This is a genomic window from Paracoccus sp. N5, assembly GCF_000371965.1.
Taxonomy (GTDB): Bacteria; Pseudomonadota; Alphaproteobacteria; order Rhodobacterales; family Rhodobacteraceae; genus Paracoccus.
The window spans coordinates 924,125-945,828 of the sequence record NZ_AQUO01000001.1 but is presented as its reverse complement, the minus strand read 5'-3'; the positions used below and the strand labels follow the sequence as shown (position 1 = coordinate 945,828).

Below are 21,704 nucleotides of genomic sequence, written 5' to 3'. Positions count from 1 at the left end.
CTAGTCGGCCTTGGCGGGTTCCGGGGCACGGGCCTCGGGCAGCTTGCCGCCATTGGCCTTTTCCTCGTCCAGCACCGCGTCGAGGCCGCGCTCCAGCTTGGCGCGGATGCGGTGGGCCTCGGCCTCCTGTTCGGGCTTCAGGGACAGGGCGCGGTGCCACTGGATCTCGGCCTCGCGGTGGCGGCCGACCATCCAGTAGATGTCGCCCATGTGGTCGTTGACCAGCGAATCGCCGGCCATGGCGGCGACGGCGCGCTCCATCGGCGCCACCGCCTCGTCATAGCGGCCAAGGCGGAAATAGGCCCAGGCCAGCGAATCGAGGATATAGCCGTCATCCGGGCGCAGTTCGACCGCGCGCTGGATCAGCTTCAGGGCCTCGTCCAGCTTCTCGTTGCGGTCCACCAGGCTGTAGCCGAGATAGTTCAGCACCTGCGCCGAATCCGGGCGGATCTTCAGCGCCTCGCGGAAATCGGCCTCGGCCTTGGAGAACTTGCCGGCGCGTTCCAGCGCGATGCCGCGGGCGTAAAGCGGGAACCAGCGCGCCTCGGGCGCCTTGTCGCCGATCAGCGACAGCGCCTTGTCATAGGCGGGGATCGCCTGGCCGAACTTGCCCTGCTGGCGCAGCAGGTCGCCAAGCGCGATCCAGCCCTGCGCCAGTTCGGGATGCGCGGCGGTCAGCGCCAGAGCGGCCTTTTCGGCATCGTCCAGCCGCTCGGCCCGGGCCAGGGCGTCGATGCGGGCCAGTTCCGCCACCGGCCGCATGTCGCCAAGCTCGCGCAGCTTCTCGAATTCCCGCTCGGCCAGGTCGAACTGGCCGAAGCCTTGCAAGAGCTGTGCGGTCAAGAGATGCGCCTCGCCCAGGTCGGGGGCCAGGTATTCGGCCAGCCGGGCATGGATCAGGGCCAACGGGTCGGGTTCCTCGGTCGAGGCCAGCACCGAGCCGAAGGTCAGGAACACCTGCGCGATGCCGTCGGCCGGCGTGCGGATGCTGTCGAAGGCCAGCGTCTCGCCCTTGGCCAGCCGGTCGCGCATGGCCAGCAGATGCGGTTCCTCGGCCAGGCCCTGGGTGGCGTCCAGCATGGCGACGGCATCCTTGTCGCGTTCCAGCTGCGACAGCACCTGCGCCCGGGCGACGACGCCCAGGATATGCGCGCCGGTGGCGGGGTCGGCCAGCAGTTCCTCGGCGCCCTCGAAATCGCCGACCTTGGCCTTGGCCAGCGCCAGGTGATAGTTCACCATCGGCGCCGCGCCGCGCATCGTGGCCAGCTTCTTGAAGGCGGCCAGCGATTCGCCCGCCTTGCCGGCGCCCAGCAGCGCCCAGGCCCGGATCATGCCGTCGACCAGCGCCGCGCCGCCGGGGGCATCGGCGGCATCCTCGGCCGTGGGGGCCGAGTCGATGGAGGCCACCAGGTCGTCCCAGCGCCCGGCGCGAGCCAGTTCGGCGCGCTGCACCAGCCGGGCCAGTTCGGTGGCGCGGCCCTGGTCGGACATGGTGACGGCCAGCGCCGTGGCGCGCTCCATCTCGCCCGAGGAGATCAGCGCCACCATCGCGCTGTCCTGCAGATAGGCGTCGGTGTCGTCCTGGGCCAGCGCCTGCAGGTAGTAATCGGCGGCGCTGCGATAGTCGTTCTGGATCGCCGCCATGCGCGCGGCCAGATAGGGGCCGGCCAGGCCGTGGATGGTGGCCGCCTCGCCGGGGCGATGGGCCGGGCGCTCGGGCTTCGGCGCCGGCTGGGTCTGGGCCATCAGCGGCGCCGCTCCGGCCTGTTGCAGCGGCAGCGTCGCGGTCAGCGCGATCAGCGCCATCTGGATCAGTCTTGTGGTCACGGCTTTGGCCCAGTCCTTCGCAATTCGCGTCCTTGGCAGTTCGCGCCGCGACCCTAGCCGGCGCGACGCGATTGGGCAACGCCACGGCCCGGGAGGCTGCCGGCCCTTGCGATCACATATTCGGGTAATTCGGCCCGTCGCCGCCCTGCGGGGTGGTCCAGTTGATGTTCTGGCTGGGATCCTTGATGTCGCAGGTCTTGCAATGCACGCAGTTCTGGAAGTTGATCTGGAACTTCGGCCCCTCGGGCCTTTCCAGCACCTCATAGACCCCGGCCGGGCAGTAGCGCTGCGCCGGCTCGGCATAAAGCGGCAGGTTCACCGCGATCGGCACCGCGGGATCCTTCAGCTTCAGGTGGCAGGGCTGGCTTTCCTCGTGGTTGGTGAAGCTGAACGCCACGTTGGTCAGGCGGTCGAAGCTCAGCTTGCCGTCGGGCTTCGGATAGTCGATGGGCTGGAAATCCGCCGCCTTGCCGGTGGCCTGCGCGTCGGTCTTGCCGTGTTTCCAGCTGCCCAAGGGGTTCCAGCCGGTCAGGTTCGCCACCCACATGTCGAAGCCCCCCAGCGCCAGGCTGGGCCAGAGACCCAGCTTCGACCAGACCGGCTTGACGTTCCTGACCGGCTTCAGGTCGCGGGCGATGGCGCCGGTGCGGAGCTCGGCCTCGTATTCGGCCAGCTCGTCGCCCGCGCGGCCGGCGGCGATGGCCGCCGCCGCCGCCTCGGCCGCGGCGATGCCCGAGAGCATGGCATTGTGGTTGCCCTTGATCCGCGGCACGTTCACCAGCCCGGCCGAGCAGCCGAGCAGCGCCGCGCCGGGCACCGTCAGTTTCGGGATCGACTGCCAGCCGCCCTCGGTGATGGCGCGGGCGCCATAGGAAATCCGCTTGCCGCCTTCCAGCGTCTCGCGCACCAGCGGGTGGGCCTTGAAGCGCTGGAACTCCATGTAGGGATACAGATACGGATTGGCATAGTTCAGGTGCACGACGAAGCCGACCAGCACCTGGTTGCCGCCGAGGTGATAGATGAAGCTGCCGCCGCCGGCATTCTTGCCCAGAGGCCAGCCCATCGTATGCGTCACCGTGCCGGGGCGGGCCTTGGCCGGGTCGATCTCCCAGATCTCCTTCATGCCGAGGCCGAATTTCTGCGGCTCGTGATCCTTGGAGAGGTCGTATTTCTGGATGAGTTCTTTCGCCAGCGAGCCGCGCACGCCCTCGGCGATGAGGACATATTTGCCGCGCAGCTCCATGCCGGGCTCGTAGCCGGGGCCGGGGCTGCCGTCGGCATTCAGGCCCATCTCGCCGGCGACGACGCCGACGACGCGCTCGCCCTCGTAGACCAGCTGCGAGCAGGCCATGCCGGGGAAGATCTCGACCTCCAGCGCCTCGGCCTGCTCGGCCAGCCAGCGGCAGACATTGCCCATCGAGACGATGTATTTGCCGTGGTTCGACATCAAGGGCGGCATCGGCCAGTTCGGCACCCGGACCTGGCCCTGCGGGCCGAGGATGTAGAAATTGTCGGTCGTGACCTCGGTCCCGACCGGGGCGCCCTTGTCCTTCCAGTCCGGGATCAGCCGGTCGAGGCCCGAGGTGTCGAGCACGGCGCCCGAGAGGATATGCGCGCCGATCTCCGAGCCCTTCTCCAAGAGCACGACGGAGAGCTCCGGGTTCACCTGCTTCAACCGGATCGCCGCCGACAGCCCCGCAGGACCGCCGCCGACGACCACCACGTCGTATTCCATGGATTCGCGTTCGATATCAGACATGGCTCGGCCCCCGCTTCCCTGGCTCATCAATCTCGGCGGAACACCTAGCGCGTCATATTGTTGCGGGCAATCGGAACGCGACGAACAATTGCAATTCTGCGACCTTTCTGCGCGGAGCTTCGCGGATGCGCGCCGGCGGGGCTTGAAACAGGGGGCGGAACCGGCCACGATGCCCCCCGGATTTCTGCGGACGCCCCCGGCCCAAGGCTCGGGGGCGTTCCAACACCTTGTTTCGCGTTGAGTGGTGTCGCCCTGTCGCGACCGGAAGGACTGGAATGGAAAAGATACCGATGACCCGCGCGGGCTATGACCAGCTGGACGAGGAACTGCGCGAGCTGCGCGCGGTCGAGCGACCGGCGGTGATCCGCGCCATCGCCGAGGCGCGCGAACACGGCGACCTGTCGGAAAACGCCGAATACCACGCCGCCCGCGAGAAGCAGAGCTTCGTCGAGGGCCGGATCAAGGAACTCGAGATGATCATCTCGCGCGCCGAGGTCATCGATCCCTCGCGCCTGTCGGGCAGCGTCAAGTTCGGCGCCACCGTCACCCTGGTGGACGAGGATACCGAGGAAGAGCGCACCTATCAGATCGTCGGCGAGGCCGAGGCCGACCTGGAGCGTGGGCTCTTGAACATCCGCTCGCCCCTGGCGCGGGCGCTGATCGGCAAGGACGAGGGCGATAGCGTCGAGGTGGTCACGCCCGGCGGCGGCAAGTCCTATGAAATCATCTCGGTCCGGTTCGTCTGACGCGGGGGACGGCGCATGAGCTCGCTTGATGTCCTGCGCCGCCTCGCCGCCGCCCAGGCCCGCGACCGGGTGCTGGCCTTCGGCATCGCGGCGAGCCTCGGCTGGCTGGCGCTGGCCGGGCTGCTGGCGCTGTTCGGCCCCGAGACCGAAAGCCAGGGCGCTGCCGGCTGGCTGATCTGGCTTCTGGGCCTGCTCTTGCCGCTGGCGCTGATCTGGCTGGCGGTCTGGTCGGCGCGCGCGCTGCTGCTGCTGCGGACCGAGGCCGAGGAATTGCGCGCCACCCTGGCGCGGATGCAGGGCGAGGCGGGCGCCGAGCCGCTGCCGCCCGCCGCCGAGCCGCGCCCCGAGCCGCGGCCGGCGCCGGCACCGCGCCGCGCCGCGATCCCCGCGCCGCCGCCCCGCCCGGCCGCCGACAGCCGGCAGGCGACGCTGGAGCTCGACTCGCCCCCCGCCGCCGAGCTGACCGGGCCAGAGCTTTTCTTTGCGCTGAACTTCCCCGACGGGCCCGAGGATCGCGAGGCGATTCGCTGCCTGCGGCTGGCGCTGGCCGATCCCGGCATGGCCCGGCTGATCCGTGCCGCGCAGGACGTGGTCACGCTGCTGGCCGGGCAGGGCGTCTATATGGACGAGCTGGTCGTCCCCGAAACCGATGCCGCGCTGTGGCACCGCTTTGCCGAGGGCGCGCGCGGCGAGCCGGTCGCCGGCCTTGCCGTCATCGGCGACGAGAATGCCCTGCGCATCGCCGGCACCATGCTGCGCGGCGACGAGGTGTTCCGCGATGTCGCGCATCATTTCCTGCGCCATTTCGACCGGCTGTTGAGCCGCAAGGCGCAGGACGGCGAGCCGCAGCTGCTGGCCGTGCTGGCCGAAAGCCGCTCGGGCCGGGCTTTCACGCTGCTGGCACAGGTGACGGGGATGCTGGGCCGCGCCGGCGCCGGGCCAGAGGGCATGACCGAAGACGAGCAGCCCTAGCAAGCTGCTAAGAAAACATTCTCACAGGTTGCCGGGACGAAAATTGTCCTGGATCTGGCAAGGATCGGCCGGAAAGCAGGTCATTTCCGGCCAATTCGAGGCAAGTTTCCTGCTTTCTCGCCCCTTTGTTGCAGCGGCCTGTTAAACCGGCAGCCGCAGCACATGCGCCGGTGCTGTCCAGGGCCAGCCCAGCCTCTGCCGTGGCAGGGGCTGAAAGCCGAGCGCGCGCCAGGCGGCCAGGGCGGCGTGGTTGCGGGCCTCGACTTCGACGCGCAGGCCGTGATGGCCGCGCGCCCGCGCCTCGGCCATCGCCGCGCGGACCAGCGCCCGGGCGACGCCTTGCCGGCGCCAGTGCGGATGCGTCGCCAGCCCGTCCAGCACCAGATCCGTCGTGCCCTGGCCGGGACGATAGAGCGCGGTCGACAGATGCCGCAGCCGCCCGCCCGCGCGGCCCCAGACCGCGACGAAGCTGCCGGGCCCGGGGGCGAGAAAGCCGCCCCCGGCGTCGCGCAGCCCGACAAGACCCACGAGCCCGCCCCGCGCCGACAGCGCGACCAGCGCCTGGCCGGGCCGCATGGCGGCGGCAACCAGCGCGATGCCTCGCCGCGCCGGGACCGGGACGGGCAGGATCTGCCGGCCGAAATGCCGCCAATAGAGCGCCGCCGCCGCCCGGTGCAGCGCGGGCGGCACGCCCTGCGCGATGCGGGGCGGCGGCATGGGGCGGGGCAGGGGCGCGGTCATGGGCGGCTTGTCATTCGGCGGCGGATGCGCCTATCTGCCGCAGTCCAAGGCGTTTGACGAGCCCAATCCATGCCAGCCCCCACCCCAGCCAGCGCGACCGAGCCGACGCCCGAGCAGGCCCGCGCCCTGGCGCGCACGCCCCGGCAATGCGTCCGGCACGGCTTTCTGCAGGCATTGCCCTTCATCCTGGTGCTGCTGCCCTTTGGCCTGCTGTTCGGCGTGGTCGCCTCGGACGCGGGGCTCGACCTGGCCAAGACCATGGGCTTCACCGTGCTGGTGCTGGCCGGAGCCTCGCAGTTCACCGCGGTGCAGCTGATCACGGACCAGGCCCCGGCGCTGGTGGTGATCGTCTCGGCGGTGGCGGTGAACCTGCGCATGGCGATGTATTCCGCCGCGCTGGTGCCCTGGCTGGGCGCGGCGCGGCCGCGCGACCGGGCCTGGGTGTCCTATGTGCTGATCGACCAGACCTATGCGCTGTCGGTCCAGCATTACGAGCGCAACCCGCGCCTGAGCATGCCGCAGCGGCTGGGCTATTTCCTGGGCGCGGCGCTGGCGACCTGCGTGCCCTGGTTCGTGGCTGCGGCCATGGGCGCGGTGATGGGCCGGGCGATCCCGGAAAGCTGGGCGCTGGATTTCGCGGTGCCGATCACCTTCATCGCGCTGATCGCGCCGGCGCTGCGCAGTCTGCCGCATCTGGTGGCGGCGCTGGTCGCGGTCACGGCGGCGCTGGTCTTTGCCTTCCTGCCGTCGGGGATGGGCCTGTTCGTCGCGGCGCCGCTGGCGATGGCGGCCGGCGCCCTGACCGAACTGGCGCTGGAGCGGCGCCGCGCCCGGACCGGAGCTTCCCTGCCATGACCTATTCCGACCCGACGATCTGGGGCATCATCATCGCCATCGGCCTGGGCACCTATGGGCTGCGCTGGTCGTTTCTCGGCGCGCTCGGCAACCGGCCGCTGCCGGTCTGGGCGCAGCGGCTCTTGCGCTATACGGCGGTCGGCGTGCTGCCGGCCATCGTCGCGCCGCTGGTGGCCTGGCCGGCGGCAACCCAGGGCCAGCCCGATCCGGCGCGGCTGTTCGCGGCGGCGGTGGCGATCGTGGCGGGGGTGGCGACGCGCAATGCGCTGGCGGCCATCCTGTCGGGGATGACCGCGCTTTACCTGGCGCTTTACCTGATCGGGTGAAGCTGGCCGTCCTGGCCGTAGCCCTCGATCACGCCGCTTTTCTGCCGCACCAGCACGTTGTGATTGTTGGCCGGATCGCCGTCCATGTGCTTCCTGGACTGCACGCCGGGCAGGGTCAGGAACCAGTCGCGCAGCTTCAGCGGCGACAGGCCCGTGGGCGCGCCGGCAAAGCCCGGCACCTTGCGCAGCGCCTGGCCGGTGTTCACGGCGCAGAAGCTTTTGTTCGAGGCGCCCTGCGCCTCGACCGCGCGGATGGCGGCATCGGCCACGGCCAGCGACACCGGCACGGTGTCCTCGGCGACCCAATAGGTCTCGCGCGCGTGGTAGTCGATGTAGAAATTCTTGAAGTTCGGGGTGATGCCGTAAAGCACGTCGCCCCGCTCGGGGATGGCGGGATGTTCCCAGCTGCCGGCCGGGTCATAGATCACCCGCTGGCTGCCGTTGATCATCAGCGCGGAATGCCCGCCCTCGCCGCGCGGAATGCCGATCACGGTGAAGAGGGTGATCGAGGGCGGCTCGTTCGTGACATAGCGCGCCTGGCGCAGGGCCTCGTCGCTGGCCCATTTGTGGTCGGCACCGCAGGCCGCAAGCGCGGCCGGCAGCGCCAGCGCAAGGAAGGCACGCCTTTGCATGATTCGGATCTCCGGTCGGGGTCAGGCGTTGCTGAGCGCCATGAACACCAGGACGGCGATGCTCAGGACGCAGACCCAGGTCGCGGCCTTGATGAAGCCGGCAAAGGTTGCCTGATGGGCGCGGATGTCCATTTCGCCGTGCTTGTGTTCGGTGATTTCGTGATGCGAGGCCATGATCCTGTCCGTCGAATGCGATGCGTCGGGCCAAGGGATAGCGCAAGCCGGCCGGCCTGTCACGCCCCCCAAAGTGCTGCGCCGGTTTCGGATGTGCCGGCGTGCCACACCCGGCCGCTGGCGCGCAGGTGGTTGATATGGCCCACCGCCTCGGCCAGGGCGAGGCCGAATTCCGGCTTGGCGATGTGCCGGCGATAGAGCGCCGGAAAGCAGTCCGCGGCGCTGAGCGGGCCGGGTCGCAACGCCTCGACCACGCGGTTCAGCGCGGCGCGCTGGTTCTCGGCTAGCTGGCGCAGCCGGGTCGGCAAGCCGCGATAGGGCAGCTTGTGGCCGGGCAGGATCAGCTGCTGCGGCGTGGCGAATTCCGCCAGCCGCGCGCAGCTTTCCAGCCAGTCGCCCACGGTATCGGCCTCGGGCTCGGTCGGATAGACGCCGAGATTGGGGGAGATGGTCGCCAGAAGCTGGTCGCCGCCGATCACCAGATCGTCGTCGAGCGACCACAGCGTCACATGCTCGGGCGCGTGGCCATTGCCCATGCGCGCAATCCAGCGCCGGTTGCCGAAGCTGATCTGCTGGCCCTCGCGCAGCCGGCGATAGCCGGGCGGCAGCGGGGCGCAGAAATCGGCGCTGTTGAAGGGCCGCTCGCCGCTGCGTTCCTCGACCAGATCGAGCGGCATGCCGGCGCGGCGCCAGAAGGCCAGCGCCTGCGGCGTCGGCCGCTCTTGCAGATCGAGGATGCCCATCCGCGCCATCAGCCAGGCCGTGCGCGAGGTCCAGAGCTCGGCCCCCTGGGCCACGAACCAGCCGGCAAGGCCCATGTGATCGATGTGGTGATGGGTGACGATGACCCGCGTCACCGGCGCGCCGGCCAGCGGGCCTTGCAGGATCCTTTGCCACAGCGCCCGGCCGCGGCGGCTGTCGAGCCCGGTATCGACCAGTGTCCAGCCCTCGGCGTCGCGGAAGGCATAGACGTTGACGGTATCGGGCTTGAAGGGCAGCGGCATTTGCAGCCACAGCACGCCGGGGGCGATCTCATGCGCCTCGCCTTCGGGCGGGATGGTATGGGTCTCGCTGCGTATCACCCGGCCATTTGGCCCGCGAAAACCGCCTCGTCAAGCGCTTGCAGATCGGCCAGCCCGGCGCGGGCGGCGGCCAGGTCGGCGGCGAAATGCGGCAGGATGCGGGCGATATAGATCCGGGCCAGCGGTTTGCTGCCGCCGCCGGTCGCGGCGCGCAGGTGGAAATGCCCGCCCAGCACCCGGGCGAAGGCGGCAAGATAGGGCACCGCCCCGGCGAAACGCTCATCCAGGTCGCGGTCGAGCAGGTCCAGCGTCGCCTCGCGCAGGGTCTCGGCCGCCTGCCAGACCTGGTTCGCCAGTTCCGGCTCTTCGGCCTGCGCTGCCTTGGCGCCGTCGAGGATCTCGTCCAGCAGCGCCATCGCCGCCGCGCCGCCGTCCATCAGCTTGCGGCCGACCAGGTCCATGGCCTGGATGCCGTTGGTGCCCTCGTAGATCGCGGTGATGCGCACGTCGCGCAGATACTGCGCCGCGCCGGTTTCCTCGATATAGCCCATGCCGCCATGCACCTGCACGGCGGTATCGGCGACGCGGATGCCGACATCGGTGCCATGCGCCTTGGCGATGGGCGTCAGCAGCGCGCCGCGTGCCGCCCAGTCCTCGGACCCGGTGGCCCGCGCCATGTCCAGCGCCACGGCGCAGGCCAGGCAGATCGCGCGGGCGGCAAAGACCTCGGCCCGCGATTCGGCCAGCATCCGGCGCACGTCGGGATGGCGGATGATCGGGCCCATCTGGTTGCGCTCGGCGGCATAGGCCACGGCCTGTTGCAAGGCCGCCTCGGCCTGCGCCACGCCCTGGATGCCGACGCCCAGCCGGGCGCAGTTCATCATGGTGAACATGGCGGCCATGCCCTTGTGCTCTTCGCCCACGAGCCAGCCCTTGGCGCCCTCGAAGCTCATGACGCAGGTGGGCGAGCCGTGGATGCCCAGCTTGTGCTCCAGACTGACGACACGCAGGTCGTTGGCAATGCCGGGGTTGCCGGCCTCGTCGGGGATGAATTTCGGCACCATGAACAGGCTGATGCCTCGGGTGCCCTTGCCGCCGTCGGGCAGGCGGGCCAGCACCAGGTGGCAGACGTTTTCCGTCACGTCGCTGTCGCCCCAGGTGATGAAGATCTTCTGCCCGGTGACGCGATAGCTGCCGTCCTCGGCCCGTTCCGCGCGGGTGGTCAGCGCGCCGACGTCGGAACCGGCCTGCGGCTCGGTCAGGTTCATGGTCCCCGACCATTCGCCCGAGATCAGCTTCGGCAGATAGAGCGATTTCAGCGCGTCGCTGCCGTGATGCTCCAGCGCCTCGATCTGGCCCTGGGTCAGGAGCGGGTTCAGTTGCAGCGCCAGGCAGCCCGAGGCGATCATTTCGCTGACCGCCATGTTCAGCGCCTGCGGCAGGCCCATGCCGCCATGTTCCGGGTTGGCGGCGATGCCGATCCAGCCGCCTTCGGCCAGGGCCCGGAAGGCCTCGGCATAGCCAGGCGAGGAACGCAGCTTGCCGTTCTCCAGCCGCGCGGGCGTCAGGTCGCCGGCGCGGTTGATCGGCGCGATCACCTCGGTCGCCAGCTTGCCGGCCTCGGACAGCACGGCCGCCAGGGTTTCGGGCGTGGCCTCGGCGAAGGTCTCGGTTTCGGCCAGCTGTGGAAAGGCCACGATCCGGTTCAGGATGAATGCGATCTGTTCGACCGGCGCCTGGTAAGCCATCCGACTTCTCTCCCTCTGGCGCCTTGGCAAATGCGGCTCTGGCGCGTAACTGATCCCTTGTTCCCGATCATAGGTGCCGGCCGGTGGCCAGCAACCGCAACCTCACGTAACGGCATGAAGACCCGGATCCTGAAGCCCGATTCCCAAGGCATCGCCGCGGCCGCCAAACTGCTGGCGCAGGGCGCGCTGGTCGCGATCCCGACCGAGACGGTCTATGGGCTGGCGGGCGACGCGCGCAACCCGCACGCTGTCGCCGCGATCTATGAGGCCAAGGGCCGGCCGGCCTTCAACCCGCTGATCGTGCATCTACCCGACCTGGCGGCGGCCGAGCGCATCGCGCTGTTCGACGAACAGGCGCTGGCCTTGGCGCGGGCCTTCTGGCCGGGGGCGCTGACGCTGGTGCTGCCCTTGCGGCCGGGCGCGGGCATCGCCGGGCTGGTGACGGCGGGGCTGTCCACGGTGGCGATCCGGGTGCCGGCGCTGGCGGTGGCGCGCGACCTCCTCTGCGCCTTCGGCGGGCCGCTGGCGGCGCCCTCGGCCAATCCCTCGGGGCGGATCAGCCCGACCGCCGCGGCCCATGTCGCCGACCCCGAGACCGGGCTTGGCGGTCGCATCGCCGCGGTGCTGGATGCCGGTCCCTGTCCGGTCGGGGTGGAATCGACGATCCTGGGCTGGGTCGATGGCGCGCCGGCGCTGCTGCGTCCGGGCGGCGTCGCCGCCGAGGCGATCGAGGCGGTGCTGGGCCGCCCGCTGGCCCGCCCGGTGCTGGACGCCGCCGCGCCGAGCGCGCCCGGCCAGCTGACCAGCCATTACGCACCCCGTGCCCAAGTGCGGCTGGAGGCGCGCGAGGCGCGCCCCGGCGAGTTGCTGATCGGCTTCGGCCCTGTCGCGGGCGAGATGTCGCTCAGTGAATCCGGCGACCCCGCCGAGGCGGCGGCGCGGCTGTTCGAGCTTTTGCACCGCGCCGATGCGGACGGCCGCCCCATCGCGGTGGCGCCGGTGCCCGAGACCGGCCTCGGCGCTGCGGTCAACGACCGCCTGCGCCGAGCGGCGGCGCCGAGGTAGGACGACTGTTATTCCAGGCTGGAATACCATTTCCGCACGAAGTCGACGCCCAGCCCGTCCAGGATTCGGGTGTCCCTGAGCATCTCGGACTTGAAGCCATCCAGCAGGCCCTGCGGCATATCCATGCGCGAACTGACGTTAACGGCTTCACGCGCGCTTTCGGGAAGCTCCAGGGGGCGGATATCGAGGAAGTCCGCAACCTTGCCCATCAGGCCGGCCGGTTCGGATCTGATGTCGTCGAAGTCCAGGACGAGAATGTTCTTGCGATCAAAGACCTGAAGGAACCGCTCCAGATGCCGTGCATACTGGCCGTCCTCATCCAGGTCGAAATCCTTGATGAAACGAAGCATCTGGTCAGGGGAATAGTTTCTGACTTCCTCCCAACGGCCCATGAACTCGGCATGGAACTTCAGATGCGACCAAAGTCGCTTTACCGGATTGCGCAGGATGTAGATAAGTTTGACGTCAGGTCCCAGCGCTCGGATGGCGTGGACGCCATCAAGGCCGATCTTGCTGGTGGAGGGGCTGAAGTCACAGGCATATTGATGCGGGCGGGCGTCGCCGAAAAGCTGACGATACCAGCTGTCGCAGACCGGACCCCTGGCGAAATTCTGATACCAGCTCAGGTTCTTCTCGAAGAACGAAAACTTGCGTGCATATTCGCCGTCGGGCAGCTTTGACTGATAGTTCTGCGCCGCCAGGTTGACGAAGGCTTGAAGCGACCTGAAACGGTTGTTGTTGGGCAGGCGGTCGAAACTGCCATAGCGGGAGAAGAAATAATGCAGCTCTTTTTCTGGGCTGAAATAGATCTCCGGGGAATGGCGCAATTGCTCATAAAGCCAGGTCGTCCCTGATTTCGCCGCTCCGATGCAGAACAGATATCCGCGCATGTTCTAGCCTGTCATCCTTTCAGTAACGTCACCGATGTGACCTGCCTTGTCTTGTTGTTTTCCCCGATAACGCTCCAGCAGCCAGTCCACGTGCTGGGCCAGCGAGGGCATCTGCAATTCCTCGTCGAAGAAGCTGTCGCGCAGGGCGGGGTCGCGCACCAGACGGTCCAGCTTGGCGCGGAAATCGGCGGCGTCGCCGGCCTCGAAGACGAAGTCCTCGGGCCGGGTCAGGGTCTGCTTGGCGCCGACATGGCTTGAAACCAGCGAGGGCACGCCCAGGCGCGCCAGCTCGACCGTGACCTGGTTGAAGGTCTCCCACCAGATCGAGGGCACCACGTTCAGGTCGATCAGCTGCGACAGCGCCGCGATCTGCTCGCGCGCATAGCTGGGCACGATCCGCACGCTGCGGAAGCGGGTCTCGAGCTGCGCGAGCTGGCGTTCGCGCTGCGGCCCCATGCGGGCGACGATCAGGAGGTCGACATGGTCGCGATAGAACGGGTCGTCGATCTGGGCCAGCGCGTCGATCAGGAAGGGAAGGCCCTTCGAGGGGATGTCGTAGCCGATGAAGGACAGGGTGACGCCCTCGGGCGCGTTCGAGACCTGGCGCGCACCGGCGGGGGCGATGTCGTCCTCGTCCTTCTCGGCCGGGGGATTGACCTTGGCGCGCAGGATCTCGCGCGTGTCGCGCAGTTCCTGCCGTTCCGAGAGCGGGATCTCGATGTCGATGGGCAGCAGCAGGGTCTCGACCCGGGTGCCGGGCGGCAGGAAGCGCATGGCGGTCTGGCCGCAGAGGTCCGAGACCGCGAAGATGCCGTCGGCATTGTCATGCAGGGCGCGGCCGTTCGCCTCGCGCCATTGGCGATAGGCGGTGCTGTCCAGGATCGGGTCGCGCGGCGGCAGCGGCACCGGGTCGGGCGTGCGCGGCGTGGCCCGCCAGGAATTCGTCCGCCCCGGTTCGGTCCTGGGCCGCAGGTGCCAGTGGCGGAAGCGGGTGCGCAAGCCGTGGCGCAGGTCGTTGAACAGATTGCGCAGCGCCTTGGCCCAGGACTTGGTGCCGGCGAAGGCGTCGAACAGGAAGCCGCCCAGCGGATGCCCGGCCAGCCCGCGCCCCTTGAGCGAGGCGCCGACGCGGTCGAAGGCGATCAGGTCGGCCATGCGCCGGTCGTGGCCCAGGCAGCCGGTGCAGCGCGCGCCGTCGTGATAATCGGTGCAGGGCAGGCGGTTGTCGTAGAGCAGCTCGATCTGCGGGCAGACCGGCATGTAATTGTGGAAGGTATAGAACAGCCGCCGCAGCTTGTCGCCCTTGGGCAGCGCCAGCACGCCCGAGCCGATGCCTTCCAGGTTGTGGATGTGGAAGGCGTCGAAGGGGCCGTGCGCCTGGATGAATTCGCCGATCAGCCGCGGCGTGACATCGTCGCGCAGCCATTGGTCGACCGAATAGAAGGCGTCATGCGCCGGCGCCTTGATCGGCGAATTGTACAGCGTGAAGGTCTTGAGCCGCGAGTTGTTATAGACGTTCGCGGTCGGCTCGATCCGGGGCTCGCGGTCGAAGAAGCGATACTTGTCGCCCGAGGACAGGAAATAGACCTCGACGCCGTCGCGCGACAGGAGCTCGTCGATGATGTTGCGCAGATACATGGTGACACCGCCGCCCGCCATGGTCGGGTTGTCGAACTGCGCCCAGTTGTAGAACAGGATCTTCATCGGGTGGTAATACCGATGATGCGGTTCAGCAGCGGGTTCAGCCAGCCCAGCCGGCTGGCGGCCATGCTGCCCTGGACCCAGCGGTCTTCGCGCATGCAGCGCGCCAGGTCGCTGCGCAGCCGCCAGGGCCGGACGCGGGCCAGCATGCCGCCCTCGACCACCTCGGTCAGGCCGGCGTGATGCGTCAGCCCGTCCACGGCCTTCAGCGTGTCGCGGCGCGGGTGCGAGAAGCAGTCCGAGATGCCGCGCCCGATCGCCGCCTCGGCCTCGCGGTCGGGCATGGGCGAACGGCGCAGCACCGCATCGACCTCGCGCGCGGTCGCCAGGATGCGCTCGCGGGTGATCGGGGTGCGGTCCAGCCCGGCCGGGCCGAAGACCGGCTGCATCACGCCCTGCGCATCGGGCTGGAAGTCGCGCAGGCTGCCGCGGGTGCGGTCCACGGCGAAGGGCTCGAGCCAGGCGAAGTTCAGCGCCGCGGCGCGCTGGCGCCAGTCCTCGCGGCCGATCATCACCGGGTCCAGCATGCTGGCGCGCGGATGCATCTGGCCAAGATTGCCGGCGAAATAGCGGTTGGCGGCGAACATCATCATCACCAGCCGGCTGCCCAGGCGCTGGCCCTGCGCCTCGAGCGCATACATATGCTCGGACAGCGATTTCAGCACCGTGCCGGAATAGCCGATGTCGACCAGCAGCACGCGCTGGTCGGGCAGGAACAGGTCCTGCTGGTCGAGGTAGTCGATGACGCGCTGGCGCTTGACCTGCACCGCGGCATCGACCGCCTGCGCCAGGTCCGGCTGGGCCAGGATGGCGGCAAAATCCACGTCGCAATCCTCGCGCCCGTCCAGATAGGCGTCGACCCATTTGTCGAGCCCGCGCGCCCCGGCCATATCCTCGCGCGACAGGGCGAAGGTCCGCATCAGGCTGCCCAGCGAGGCGGGCTCGCCGCGCAGCCATTCGATGTGGTGGCGGATATAGCGCTCCCAGTCCGGGTCGGAGCATGGCGGGCAGGTCAGCAGCACCCCGGCGCGGCGGCTGAAGGCCAGGTCGGCCAGCTGCGGCAGGTCCAGCGTGTCCCCGGCGCCGGTGTCGGCGATCAGCTGGCGGATCAGGTGGTGATAGATGGTGCCGTCGCGGGTCAGGAACAGCACCCGGTCGAAGCCGCCCTGCTGCGCGGTGGCCAGCACCTGCCGCGAAAAGCTGAGGAAGCCGGCCGTGACCAGCCGCACCAGCCCTTCCTCGGGCTTGTCGCCGCGGATCTGCGCCAGCAGCGCCTGCGCCGCCGCCGGGCGACGATGGGCGTCAAGCTTGTGCAGCAGCTCCAGCCGGTGCTTGCGCATCTCGTTTTCGGGATTCATGTAATGCAGCGCGTCCCAGCCATGCTTGCGCGGCTGCACCACGTCGTTGTTCCAGTTGTCGCCCAGGTGCAGCCGGCGCCAGTCGGCCGACCCCAGCGTGGCGTCGATATGGTCGAACAGCTTGCCGCTGTGCTTGGTCACGCCCACCGTGGCCGAGACGAAGACATGGTCGAAGTATTTCAGCAGGTCCAGCCGGGTCAGCAGCTCGCGCAGCCAGCGTTCCGAGAAATACATATCCGAGGCCAGCACCAGCACCTTGTCCTGCGTGCGCAGCCGCTCGAGGAAGTCGCGCATCGCCGGATCGACGGTCAGCACCCGGTGCTCGGTCTCGATCTCATAGGCCAGAAGCGATTCCACCGCCCGGGCGCGGCGCGCACCATCGGCGATATAGGGCGCCAGCGCGGTGTCGAAGACATCGGCCAGGTCGATCTCGTTGCGATAGGCGGTCTTCGAGGCCATGCCGGCCTTTTTCAGCGTCTCCTGGTGGCGGCTGCGCGAATGCAGCAGCAGGCCGCGCGGCAGCGGGCCGTCGTCGCCCCGGATCAGGCGTTCGCCGAAGGCCGCGGTCTTGGCATGCACGTCATCGAGCGCGATCTCGCGCCACAGCAGCGTGTCGAACAGGTCGAAGCTGACCATGCGATAGGGGCCAAGCAGCGCCGCAAGCTGGTCGGGGTGGCTGAAGTTGTTCGCGTCCAGCTTGAAATTGCCGAACTTGCGCTGCGCCGATTCCCGCGCGGCGCGCTCGGGGGCAAGGCCGGCAGCGATGCGCGTGAACTGGGGAGCAAGCAAAGGAACCGCCTCGTCAAATTGGATTGTTTCCGAAAGCCCGAAAAGGGCCGAATCGGCAGCAAGCCGTCTGATAGAAGCTGCGCCGCGCAAGCGTCAAGGCTTCGTCGCCGGCTCGGCATGTCGCCGCTTGCAGTTGTGATCGCGCCGGCGGGGCCTGCCCCTGGGGAAAGCGCGGTCCGGGGGTCAGCCCTGACCGTCCAGCCGCGCTGCCAGCGACAGCAGGTCGGCCCAGGCCTCGCGCTTGGCGGCCGGCGTGCGCAGCAGATAGGAGGGATGCGTCATCGGCAGCGCCGGCAGGCCGAAAGCCTGGGTCCAGGTGCCGCGCAGCTTCAGGATGCCCTGCCGGTTCAGCGCCGCCATGCAGGGCGTGTTGCCCATCAGCACCAGGACCTCGGGCTGCGCCAGTTCGACATGGCGGCGCAGGAAGGGCAACATGACGGCGATCTCGGCCGGCTCGGGGCGGCGGTTGCCCGGCGGGCGCCAGGTCAGGACATTGGTGATGTAGAGCGCCTTTTCCGCATCCACCGCCTCGCGCGACAGGCCGATGGCGGCAAACATGCGGTCCAGAAGCTGGCCGGCGCGGCCGACGAAGGGGCGGCCCTGGTTGTCCTCTTCCTCGCCCGGGGCCTCGCCGATGACCATGACCCGGGCCGAGGGGTTGCCATCGGCAAAGCAGAAGTTGCGCGCGCCCTTCTTCAGCTCGATGCCGTCGAAAGCCTCTTGCGCGGCGGCCAGTTCGGCCAGGGTGGTCGCGGCGCCAGCCATGGCCTCGGCCTGGGCGGCCAGGTCCATGGCGGTGTCGGGCGGGCTTGGCGCAGGGACGGCCGGGGTTGGGGCAGGGACCGGCGCGGGCTGGTCATAGCGGTCCAGCGGCGCGTCGAGGCAGGGCTCGTCCGCGCCGAGTTCGGCCTGCCATTGCAAGAGCGCCAGCGCCGTCTCGGCATCCAGCGCGAATCCCCTGTAGGTCGGATCTGCGGTCATGCGCGCAGGCTAGGCCGCCGGGCGGGCGCCGGCAAGATGTGGCGATCCGGCATCCGCCGGGGGCTATTGCGACTGCGTCAGGGGCGTGGTGCCGCCGCCCATGCCGACCAGGCGCTGGATCAGCGGCCTGGCGGTCGGCCCGATGCGGTCGCAGGCGCCGGGATCGTCCAGCAGCTTGAAGGCCGGGCCGTAATAGGTCCGGTCATAGGCCGAGGCGTCCAGCCCCAGCCTGGCCGCCAGCCGGTCGCCGGTGCCGGTGATCAGCGTCCATTCCCCGTCGGTGACCGGATAGGCCGGGCAGTTCGAGGTGATGACATTCACATTCGCAAGCTCGGCGATCAGCGATTTCGCCTCGGCATCCGACAGGCCCGAGACGTCGGGAAGCTGAACGGTGATGCCGCCATCCGCCAGCGCCGCCCCGGCCAGCATCAGCACGGCCCCCGCCAGTGTGATTCTCGCCGCGGCCGCTTTCGTCTTCATGGGCTGTCCCCCTTGGTTTCGGCATTCCCGGACGCGGCCCATCCGGCCCGATCTGCCTCGTGATCGCAAGCCAATTCGGCGTGAACTTGACGCAGGGAAGGCGCAAGGTTACGCGATTGGCGACAGCCAGAAGCATAGAGGATGCCTGCGATGACCCCCTTTTCCCTGCTGATTCTGCCCGGCGACGGCATCGGCCCCGAAGTCATGGCCGAGGTGCGCAAGGTCATCGGCTGGTTCGAGCAGAACCGCGGCCTGTCCTTCGAGGTCAGCGAGGATCTGGTCGGCGGCGCCGCCTATGACAAGCACGGCAAGCCCTTGGCCGACGAAACCATGCAGAAGGCGCAAGAGGTGGACGCCGTGCTGCTGGGCGCCGTGGGCGGGCCGAAATACGACAACCTGGATTTCTCGGTGAAGCCCGAGCGCGGCCTCTTGCGCCTGCGCAAGGAGATGGACCTGTTCGCCAACCTGCGCCCGGCGCAATGCTTCGATGCGCTGGCGGATTTTTCCTCGCTGAAGCGGGACGTGGTCGCCGGGCTCGATATCCTGATCGTGCGCGAGCTGACCTCGGGCGTCTATTTCGGCGAGCCGCGCGGCATTTCCGATGACAACGACCCCGCGAACGAAGGCGGCCGCGTCGGCGTGAACACCCAGCGCTATACCTCGGGCGAGATCCGCCGCGTCGCCCGCTCGGCCTTCGAGCTGGCCCGCAAGCGCGGCAATCGCGTCTGCTCGATGGAAAAGGCCAATGTGATGGAATCCGGCATCCTGTGGCGCGAAGAGGTGCAATGGGTCCATGACAACGAATATCCCGATGTCGAGCTGTCGCATATGTATGCCGACAACGGCGCCATGCAGCTGGTCAGGAACCCGCGCCAGTTCGACGTGATCGTGACCGACAACCTGTTCGGCGACATCCTGTCCGACGCGGCGGCGATGCTGACCGGCAGCCTGGGCATGCTGCCCTCGGCCAGCCTTGGCGCGCCGATGGCGAACGGCCGGCCCAAGGCACTGTATGAGCCGGTGCACGGCTCGGCCCCCGACATCGCCGGGCAGGGCAAGGCCAACCCGATCGCCTGCATCCTGAGCTTTGCCATGTGCCTGCGCTATTCCTTCGACCTGGGCGCCGAGGCCGACATGCTGGAGAAGGCCGTCGAGAAGGTCCTGGCCGACGGGTTGCGCACCGGCGACCTGATGGGCCCCGAGGGCGGCAAGCCGGTCTCGACCGCCGAGATGGGCGACCACATCCTGGCCGCGCTTTCGGCCCAATAAGACATCGGCCGCGCCTGCCCGGCCGGCGCGGCCGCATCATCACCGTCGGGGAGGATCATGACGGCGGGCAATATCAAGGGCGCGCTGCTGGCCCTGCTGGCCATGGGCATCTATTCGACCCATGACGTGATCATCAAGCTGCTGGGCGAGACCTATCCGGCGCTGCAGATCCTGTTCTTCTCGGCCCTGCTGTCATTCCCGCCGCTGGCGGTGCTGCTTTTGCGCGATCCGGCGCATGGCACCCTGCGGCCGCGCAACCCGTTCTGGGTCGGGTTGCGCTCGATCTGCATCGTCGGCTCGGGCGTGGGCGGCTTCTATGCCTTTTCGACCCTGCCGATGGCGCAGGTCTATTCCATCCTCTTTGCGGCGCCGCTGCTGGTGACGGTGCTCTCGGTGCCGCTTCTGGGCGAGCGGGTCGGCCCGCATCGCTGGGCGGCGGTGGTGGCCGGTCTATGCGGCGTGCTGGTCGTGCTGCGCCCCGGGGTGACGCCCCTGGGCCTGGGGCATCTCGCGGCGCTGATGGGGGCGACGGCCACGGCGCTTTCGGCCATCGCCGTGCGCAAGCTGGGCCGGTCCGAGCGGACGGTGATCCTGCTTCTGTGGCCGATGATCGGGAACTTCCTGCTGACCGGCGCCTCGCTGGGCTTCGCCTATCGGCCGATGCCGGCCGGGGATCTGGCGCTGACCGGCGTCATCGCGGTGCTGGGTCTGGCGGCGGGCTTCCTGCTGATCCTGGCCTATCAGGCGGGCGAGGCCGCCAATGTCGCGCCGATGCAATATTCGCAGATGCTCTGGGCGATCGGCTTCGGCTGGTTGCTGTTCGACGAGCGGCCCGATGCGATGACGCTTCTGGGGGCGGGGCTGATCATCGGCTCGGGGCTCTACATCCTGATGCGCGAGCGCACCGGCTCGTCCCGGCTGCGCCCGGTGACCGAGGCGCGGCTGCGTTCCGAGACGGTAACGGCGCCGCGTCCCAGCCTTCTGGGCCGGCTCTGGCGGCGCGATTGATCGCTGACGAATTCTGCGAGATCCCCCTTGCATTCGCCGGCGCGACGGGCTACCTGCCGCCTCACGGTCGGAGCGTAGCGCAGCCTGGTAGCGCACCTGCTTCGGGAGCAGGGGGTCGGAGGTTCGAATCCTCTCGCTCCGACCATTTTCCCGATGATAAGAGGCAGATAGTTCTGCCTTTTTGATCATAAAAGTTGCCTCTTGAAGAGGCTCGCCTTTCCCCAAGTCATTGAAATCTATCAGCATAGTGCTGCACGAACCCTGCGAGTACTCAGGGAGCTCGATTGAGTACTACTATCGGCGTTGACGGCGGTAGGGTGCCTCGCGATACAGCAGCGCAATCAAGCCTCATAATGGGCGCTGGTTCGTCTGCTGCGCGGCGCCTCTGCTCTCAGATCGGTGATAAGGGCGGAAAGCTGACGGTCGCCGAGCAGCATCGCCACCGCAGCAAGCTAGTCGGAGCGGCTATTCGAAGCGCTGCTCTTGCCGATTGTTCTCCTCAGCCTCACTTGCGCGATTTCTCAGAACGGCCCGACTAGGTCATGTTGACAAATGGCGGAGCCAGAGCCTGATGCAGGCGACGTCGACGAAGCCAAGGAAGCTTTCGGCGGTTTTGTCGTAGCGGGTTGCAAGGCGGCGGCTATTTTTCAGCTTGTTGAAGCAGCGCTCGACCATGTTGCGCAGGGTGTAGATGGTCATGTCGACAGCCTTGCGCACCCTTCGGTTCCTTCGCATCGGTATCATGGGCAGGGCGTTGCGGCTCTCGATGTCTTCCCGAATTTTATCAGAGTCATAGCCCCTGTCGGCGACCAGAACTGCTGGTTGCGGCAGGTTGTCGGCCATCACCATATCATAGCCGGTGTAGTCGGAATCCTGCCCCGGCGTGATCTCGGTCCTCATCGGGAGGCCTGCGCCGTTGACGCGGAGATGGATCTTGGTCGAGAAGCCGCCTCTCGAACGGCCAAGAGCCTCTTTCGGAGTCCCCCTTTTGCGCCCGCCGCATGATGATGGGCGCGGATCACAGTGCTATCAACCATCTGGAGCTTGTCTGGCGCGATCCCAGCGTGGTTCAGCGCATCCAGGATATCCTCCCACAGTCCCGCCAAAGTCCAGCGGCGGAACTGACGGTAGACCGAGGACCACTTGCCAAACTCTTCGGGCAGATCGCGCCATGGCGCACCAGTCCTTGCGATCCAGAATATACCATTCAGAACAAGACGATGGTCCGCAGGTTTCCGCCCGTTAGGGTGCCGGACGGCACGAATGAAGCCCTCGAAGAAGGTCCACTCATCGTCGGATATCAGGTTGCGTGCCAAGTTCATCTCCCACGTAGAGATGAGCTTGAATCATAGGACGACTGC

Annotated in this window: 20 protein-coding genes and 1 tRNA gene; 8 read left to right on the top strand and 13 right to left on the bottom strand. The window is 68.4% G+C overall.

The features are described 5' to 3' along the window. Together PARN5_RS0104750 and PARN5_RS0104745 are read right to left on the bottom strand one after the other, a co-directional pair. A complete protein-coding gene (locus tag PARN5_RS0104750) occupies window positions 1-1,827 on the bottom strand; it encodes a tetratricopeptide repeat protein (protein WP_026155176.1) in 1,827 nt (608 codons plus the stop codon). Window positions 1,828-1,939: 112 nt separating this feature from the next. Beyond that, a complete protein-coding gene (locus PARN5_RS0104745) occupies window positions 1,940-3,586 on the bottom strand; it encodes an electron transfer flavoprotein-ubiquinone oxidoreductase (protein WP_017998628.1) in 1,647 nt (548 codons plus the stop codon). Between the two features lie 275 nt (window positions 3,587-3,861). Here PARN5_RS0104745 and greA point away from each other — a divergent pair, with 275 nt between their 5' ends. Together greA and PARN5_RS0104735 are read left to right on the top strand one after the other, a co-directional pair. Beyond that, window positions 3,862-4,332 carry a transcription elongation factor GreA gene (gene greA, locus PARN5_RS0104740; protein WP_026155175.1) on the top strand — a complete coding sequence of 157 codons (471 nt, stop codon included), beginning with the start codon at window positions 3,862-3,864 and terminating at the stop codon, window positions 4,330-4,332. Window positions 4,333-4,347: 15 nt separating this feature from the next. Continuing rightward, entirely contained in the window at window positions 4,348-5,304 is a 957-nt protein-coding gene (locus tag PARN5_RS0104735) for a hypothetical protein (RefSeq protein ID WP_017998626.1), read from the top strand. Window positions 5,305-5,445: 141 nt separating this feature from the next. Here the strand turns inward: PARN5_RS0104735 and PARN5_RS0104730 are convergent, their stop codons facing one another. After that, the gene (locus PARN5_RS0104730; RefSeq protein ID WP_017998625.1) at window positions 5,446-6,045 is read right to left on the bottom strand and encodes a GNAT family N-acetyltransferase; all 600 of its coding nucleotides are present in this window, start codon (window positions 6,043-6,045) and stop codon (window positions 5,446-5,448) included. 69 nt (window positions 6,046-6,114) lie between these two features. Here PARN5_RS0104730 and PARN5_RS0104725 point away from each other — a divergent pair, with 69 nt between their 5' ends. Continuing rightward, window positions 6,115-6,900 (top strand): AzlC family ABC transporter permease, encoded by a 786-nt coding sequence (locus PARN5_RS0104725; protein WP_017998624.1) that lies wholly within the window; start codon window positions 6,115-6,117, stop codon window positions 6,898-6,900. Further along, window positions 6,897-7,226, top strand: coding sequence for an AzlD domain-containing protein (locus PARN5_RS0104720; RefSeq protein ID WP_017998623.1), 330 nt, complete (start codon window positions 6,897-6,899; stop codon window positions 7,224-7,226). Before PARN5_RS0104725 ends, PARN5_RS0104720 begins: the two co-directional genes overlap by 4 nt. On the opposite strand, the gene PARN5_RS0104715 is transcribed toward PARN5_RS0104720, so the two are convergent. Genes PARN5_RS0104715 through PARN5_RS0104700 form a run of 4 tightly spaced genes read right to left on the bottom strand, consistent with a single transcriptional unit; the run spans window position 7,211 to window position 10,802 of the window. Next, window positions 7,211-7,858: a hypothetical protein gene (locus PARN5_RS0104715; protein WP_017998622.1), complete on the bottom strand. Its 648-nt coding sequence runs from the start codon at window positions 7,856-7,858 to the stop codon at window positions 7,211-7,213. The two genes, PARN5_RS0104720 and PARN5_RS0104715, sit on opposite strands and share 16 nt — an antisense overlap. A 21-nt stretch (window positions 7,859-7,879) precedes the next feature. Continuing rightward, window positions 7,880-8,032, bottom strand: coding sequence for an aa3-type cytochrome c oxidase subunit IV (locus PARN5_RS0104710; protein WP_017998621.1), 153 nt, complete (start codon window positions 8,030-8,032; stop codon window positions 7,880-7,882). A 59-nt stretch (window positions 8,033-8,091) separates the two neighbouring features. Next, window positions 8,092-9,114, bottom strand: coding sequence for an MBL fold metallo-hydrolase (locus tag PARN5_RS0104705; RefSeq protein WP_017998620.1), 1,023 nt, complete (start codon window positions 9,112-9,114; stop codon window positions 8,092-8,094). Further along, a complete protein-coding gene (locus PARN5_RS0104700) occupies window positions 9,111-10,802 on the bottom strand; it encodes an acyl-CoA dehydrogenase family protein (RefSeq protein ID WP_017998619.1) in 1,692 nt (563 codons plus the stop codon). The genes PARN5_RS0104705 and PARN5_RS0104700 overlap by 4 nt, the downstream gene beginning before the upstream one ends. A 114-nt stretch (window positions 10,803-10,916) precedes the next feature. Here PARN5_RS0104700 and PARN5_RS0104695 point away from each other — a divergent pair, with 114 nt between their 5' ends. Next, window positions 10,917-11,867, top strand: coding sequence for an L-threonylcarbamoyladenylate synthase (locus PARN5_RS0104695; RefSeq protein ID WP_017998618.1), 951 nt, complete (start codon window positions 10,917-10,919; stop codon window positions 11,865-11,867). Window positions 11,868-11,875: 8 nt separating this feature from the next. Here the strand turns inward: PARN5_RS0104695 and PARN5_RS0104690 are convergent, their stop codons facing one another. The 5 genes from PARN5_RS0104690 to PARN5_RS0104670 all read right to left on the bottom strand — a co-directional run bounded on the left by PARN5_RS0104690 (window position 11,876) and on the right by PARN5_RS0104670 (window position 18,066). Then, complete coding sequence (locus PARN5_RS0104690; protein WP_017998617.1) at window positions 11,876-12,757, bottom strand: sulfotransferase domain-containing protein; 882 nt, start codon at window positions 12,755-12,757, stop codon at window positions 11,876-11,878. A 3-nt stretch (window positions 12,758-12,760) separates the two neighbouring features. Then, the gene (locus tag PARN5_RS23825) at window positions 12,761-14,461 is read right to left on the bottom strand and encodes a glycosyltransferase family 4 protein (RefSeq protein WP_017998616.1); all 1,701 of its coding nucleotides are present in this window, start codon (window positions 14,459-14,461) and stop codon (window positions 12,761-12,763) included. Next, a complete protein-coding gene (locus tag PARN5_RS23820; RefSeq protein ID WP_017998615.1) occupies window positions 14,458-16,605 on the bottom strand; it encodes a hypothetical protein in 2,148 nt (715 codons plus the stop codon). Before PARN5_RS23820 ends, PARN5_RS23825 begins: the two co-directional genes overlap by 4 nt. 183 nt (window positions 16,606-16,788) lie before the next feature. Continuing rightward, window positions 16,789-17,586, bottom strand: a complete 798-nt coding sequence (locus tag PARN5_RS0104675; protein WP_017998614.1) for a uracil-DNA glycosylase — start codon at window positions 17,584-17,586, stop codon at window positions 16,789-16,791. A gap of 63 nt (window positions 17,587-17,649) precedes the next feature. Then, window positions 17,650-18,066 (bottom strand): hypothetical protein, encoded by a 417-nt coding sequence (locus PARN5_RS0104670; RefSeq protein ID WP_017998613.1) that lies wholly within the window; start codon window positions 18,064-18,066, stop codon window positions 17,650-17,652. A gap of 150 nt (window positions 18,067-18,216) precedes the next feature. Here PARN5_RS0104670 and leuB point away from each other — a divergent pair, with 150 nt between their 5' ends. The 3 genes from leuB to PARN5_RS0104655 all read left to right on the top strand — a co-directional run bounded on the left by leuB (window position 18,217) and on the right by PARN5_RS0104655 (window position 20,488). Then, window positions 18,217-19,335 (top strand): 3-isopropylmalate dehydrogenase, encoded by a 1,119-nt coding sequence (gene leuB / locus PARN5_RS0104665; protein WP_026155173.1) that lies wholly within the window; start codon window positions 18,217-18,219, stop codon window positions 19,333-19,335. A 57-nt stretch (window positions 19,336-19,392) separates the two neighbouring features. Continuing rightward, the gene (locus PARN5_RS0104660) at window positions 19,393-20,343 is read left to right on the top strand and encodes a DMT family transporter (RefSeq protein WP_017998611.1); all 951 of its coding nucleotides are present in this window, start codon (window positions 19,393-19,395) and stop codon (window positions 20,341-20,343) included. 68 nt (window positions 20,344-20,411) lie between these two features. Further along, window positions 20,412-20,488, top strand: a tRNA-Pro gene (locus PARN5_RS0104655). 395 nt (window positions 20,489-20,883) lie between these two features. On the opposite strand, the gene PARN5_RS23295 is transcribed toward PARN5_RS0104655, so the two are convergent. Beyond that, a protein-coding gene (locus PARN5_RS23295; protein ID WP_085999836.1) for an IS5 family transposase occupies window positions 20,884-21,665 on the bottom strand; the annotation gives its coding sequence in 2 pieces (ribosomal slippage) (window positions 20,884-21,323 and window positions 21,323-21,665; 783 coding nt in all). Between the last annotated feature and the right edge of the window lie 39 nt (window positions 21,666-21,704).

What these genes read in the sequence shown, in the direction of transcription:
- PARN5_RS0104675 (WP_017998614.1), bottom strand. Translation starts at nt 17,586, where the DNA reads ATGACCGCAGATCCGACCTACAGGGGATTCGCGCTGGATGCCGAGACG.
- PARN5_RS0104695 (WP_017998618.1), top strand. Translation starts at nt 10,917, where the DNA reads ATGAAGACCCGGATCCTGAAGCCCGATTCCCAAGGCATCGCCGCGGCC.
- PARN5_RS0104725 (WP_017998624.1), top strand. Translation starts at nt 6,115, where the DNA reads ATGCCAGCCCCCACCCCAGCCAGCGCGACCGAGCCGACGCCCGAGCAG.
- PARN5_RS0104745 (WP_017998628.1), bottom strand. Translation starts at nt 3,586, where the DNA reads ATGTCTGATATCGAACGCGAATCCATGGAATACGACGTGGTGGTCGTC.
- PARN5_RS0104700 (WP_017998619.1), bottom strand. Translation starts at nt 10,802, where the DNA reads ATGGCTTACCAGGCGCCGGTCGAACAGATCGCATTCATCCTGAACCGG.
- PARN5_RS0104660 (WP_017998611.1), top strand. Translation starts at nt 19,393, where the DNA reads ATGACGGCGGGCAATATCAAGGGCGCGCTGCTGGCCCTGCTGGCCATG.
- PARN5_RS0104730 (WP_017998625.1), bottom strand. Translation starts at nt 6,045, where the DNA reads ATGACCGCGCCCCTGCCCCGCCCCATGCCGCCGCCCCGCATCGCGCAG.
- PARN5_RS0104715 (WP_017998622.1), bottom strand. Translation starts at nt 7,858, where the DNA reads ATGCAAAGGCGTGCCTTCCTTGCGCTGGCGCTGCCGGCCGCGCTTGCG.
- PARN5_RS0104735 (WP_017998626.1), top strand. Translation starts at nt 4,348, where the DNA reads ATGAGCTCGCTTGATGTCCTGCGCCGCCTCGCCGCCGCCCAGGCCCGC.
- PARN5_RS23825 (WP_017998616.1), bottom strand. Translation starts at nt 14,461, where the DNA reads ATGAAGATCCTGTTCTACAACTGGGCGCAGTTCGACAACCCGACCATG.
- leuB (WP_026155173.1), top strand. Translation starts at nt 18,217, where the DNA reads ATGACCCCCTTTTCCCTGCTGATTCTGCCCGGCGACGGCATCGGCCCC.
- PARN5_RS0104690 (WP_017998617.1), bottom strand. Translation starts at nt 12,757, where the DNA reads ATGCGCGGATATCTGTTCTGCATCGGAGCGGCGAAATCAGGGACGACC.
- PARN5_RS0104720 (WP_017998623.1), top strand. Translation starts at nt 6,897, where the DNA reads ATGACCTATTCCGACCCGACGATCTGGGGCATCATCATCGCCATCGGC.
- PARN5_RS0104710 (WP_017998621.1), bottom strand. Translation starts at nt 8,032, where the DNA reads ATGGCCTCGCATCACGAAATCACCGAACACAAGCACGGCGAAATGGAC.
- greA (WP_026155175.1), top strand. Translation starts at nt 3,862, where the DNA reads ATGGAAAAGATACCGATGACCCGCGCGGGCTATGACCAGCTGGACGAG.
- PARN5_RS0104670 (WP_017998613.1), bottom strand. Translation starts at nt 18,066, where the DNA reads ATGAAGACGAAAGCGGCCGCGGCGAGAATCACACTGGCGGGGGCCGTG.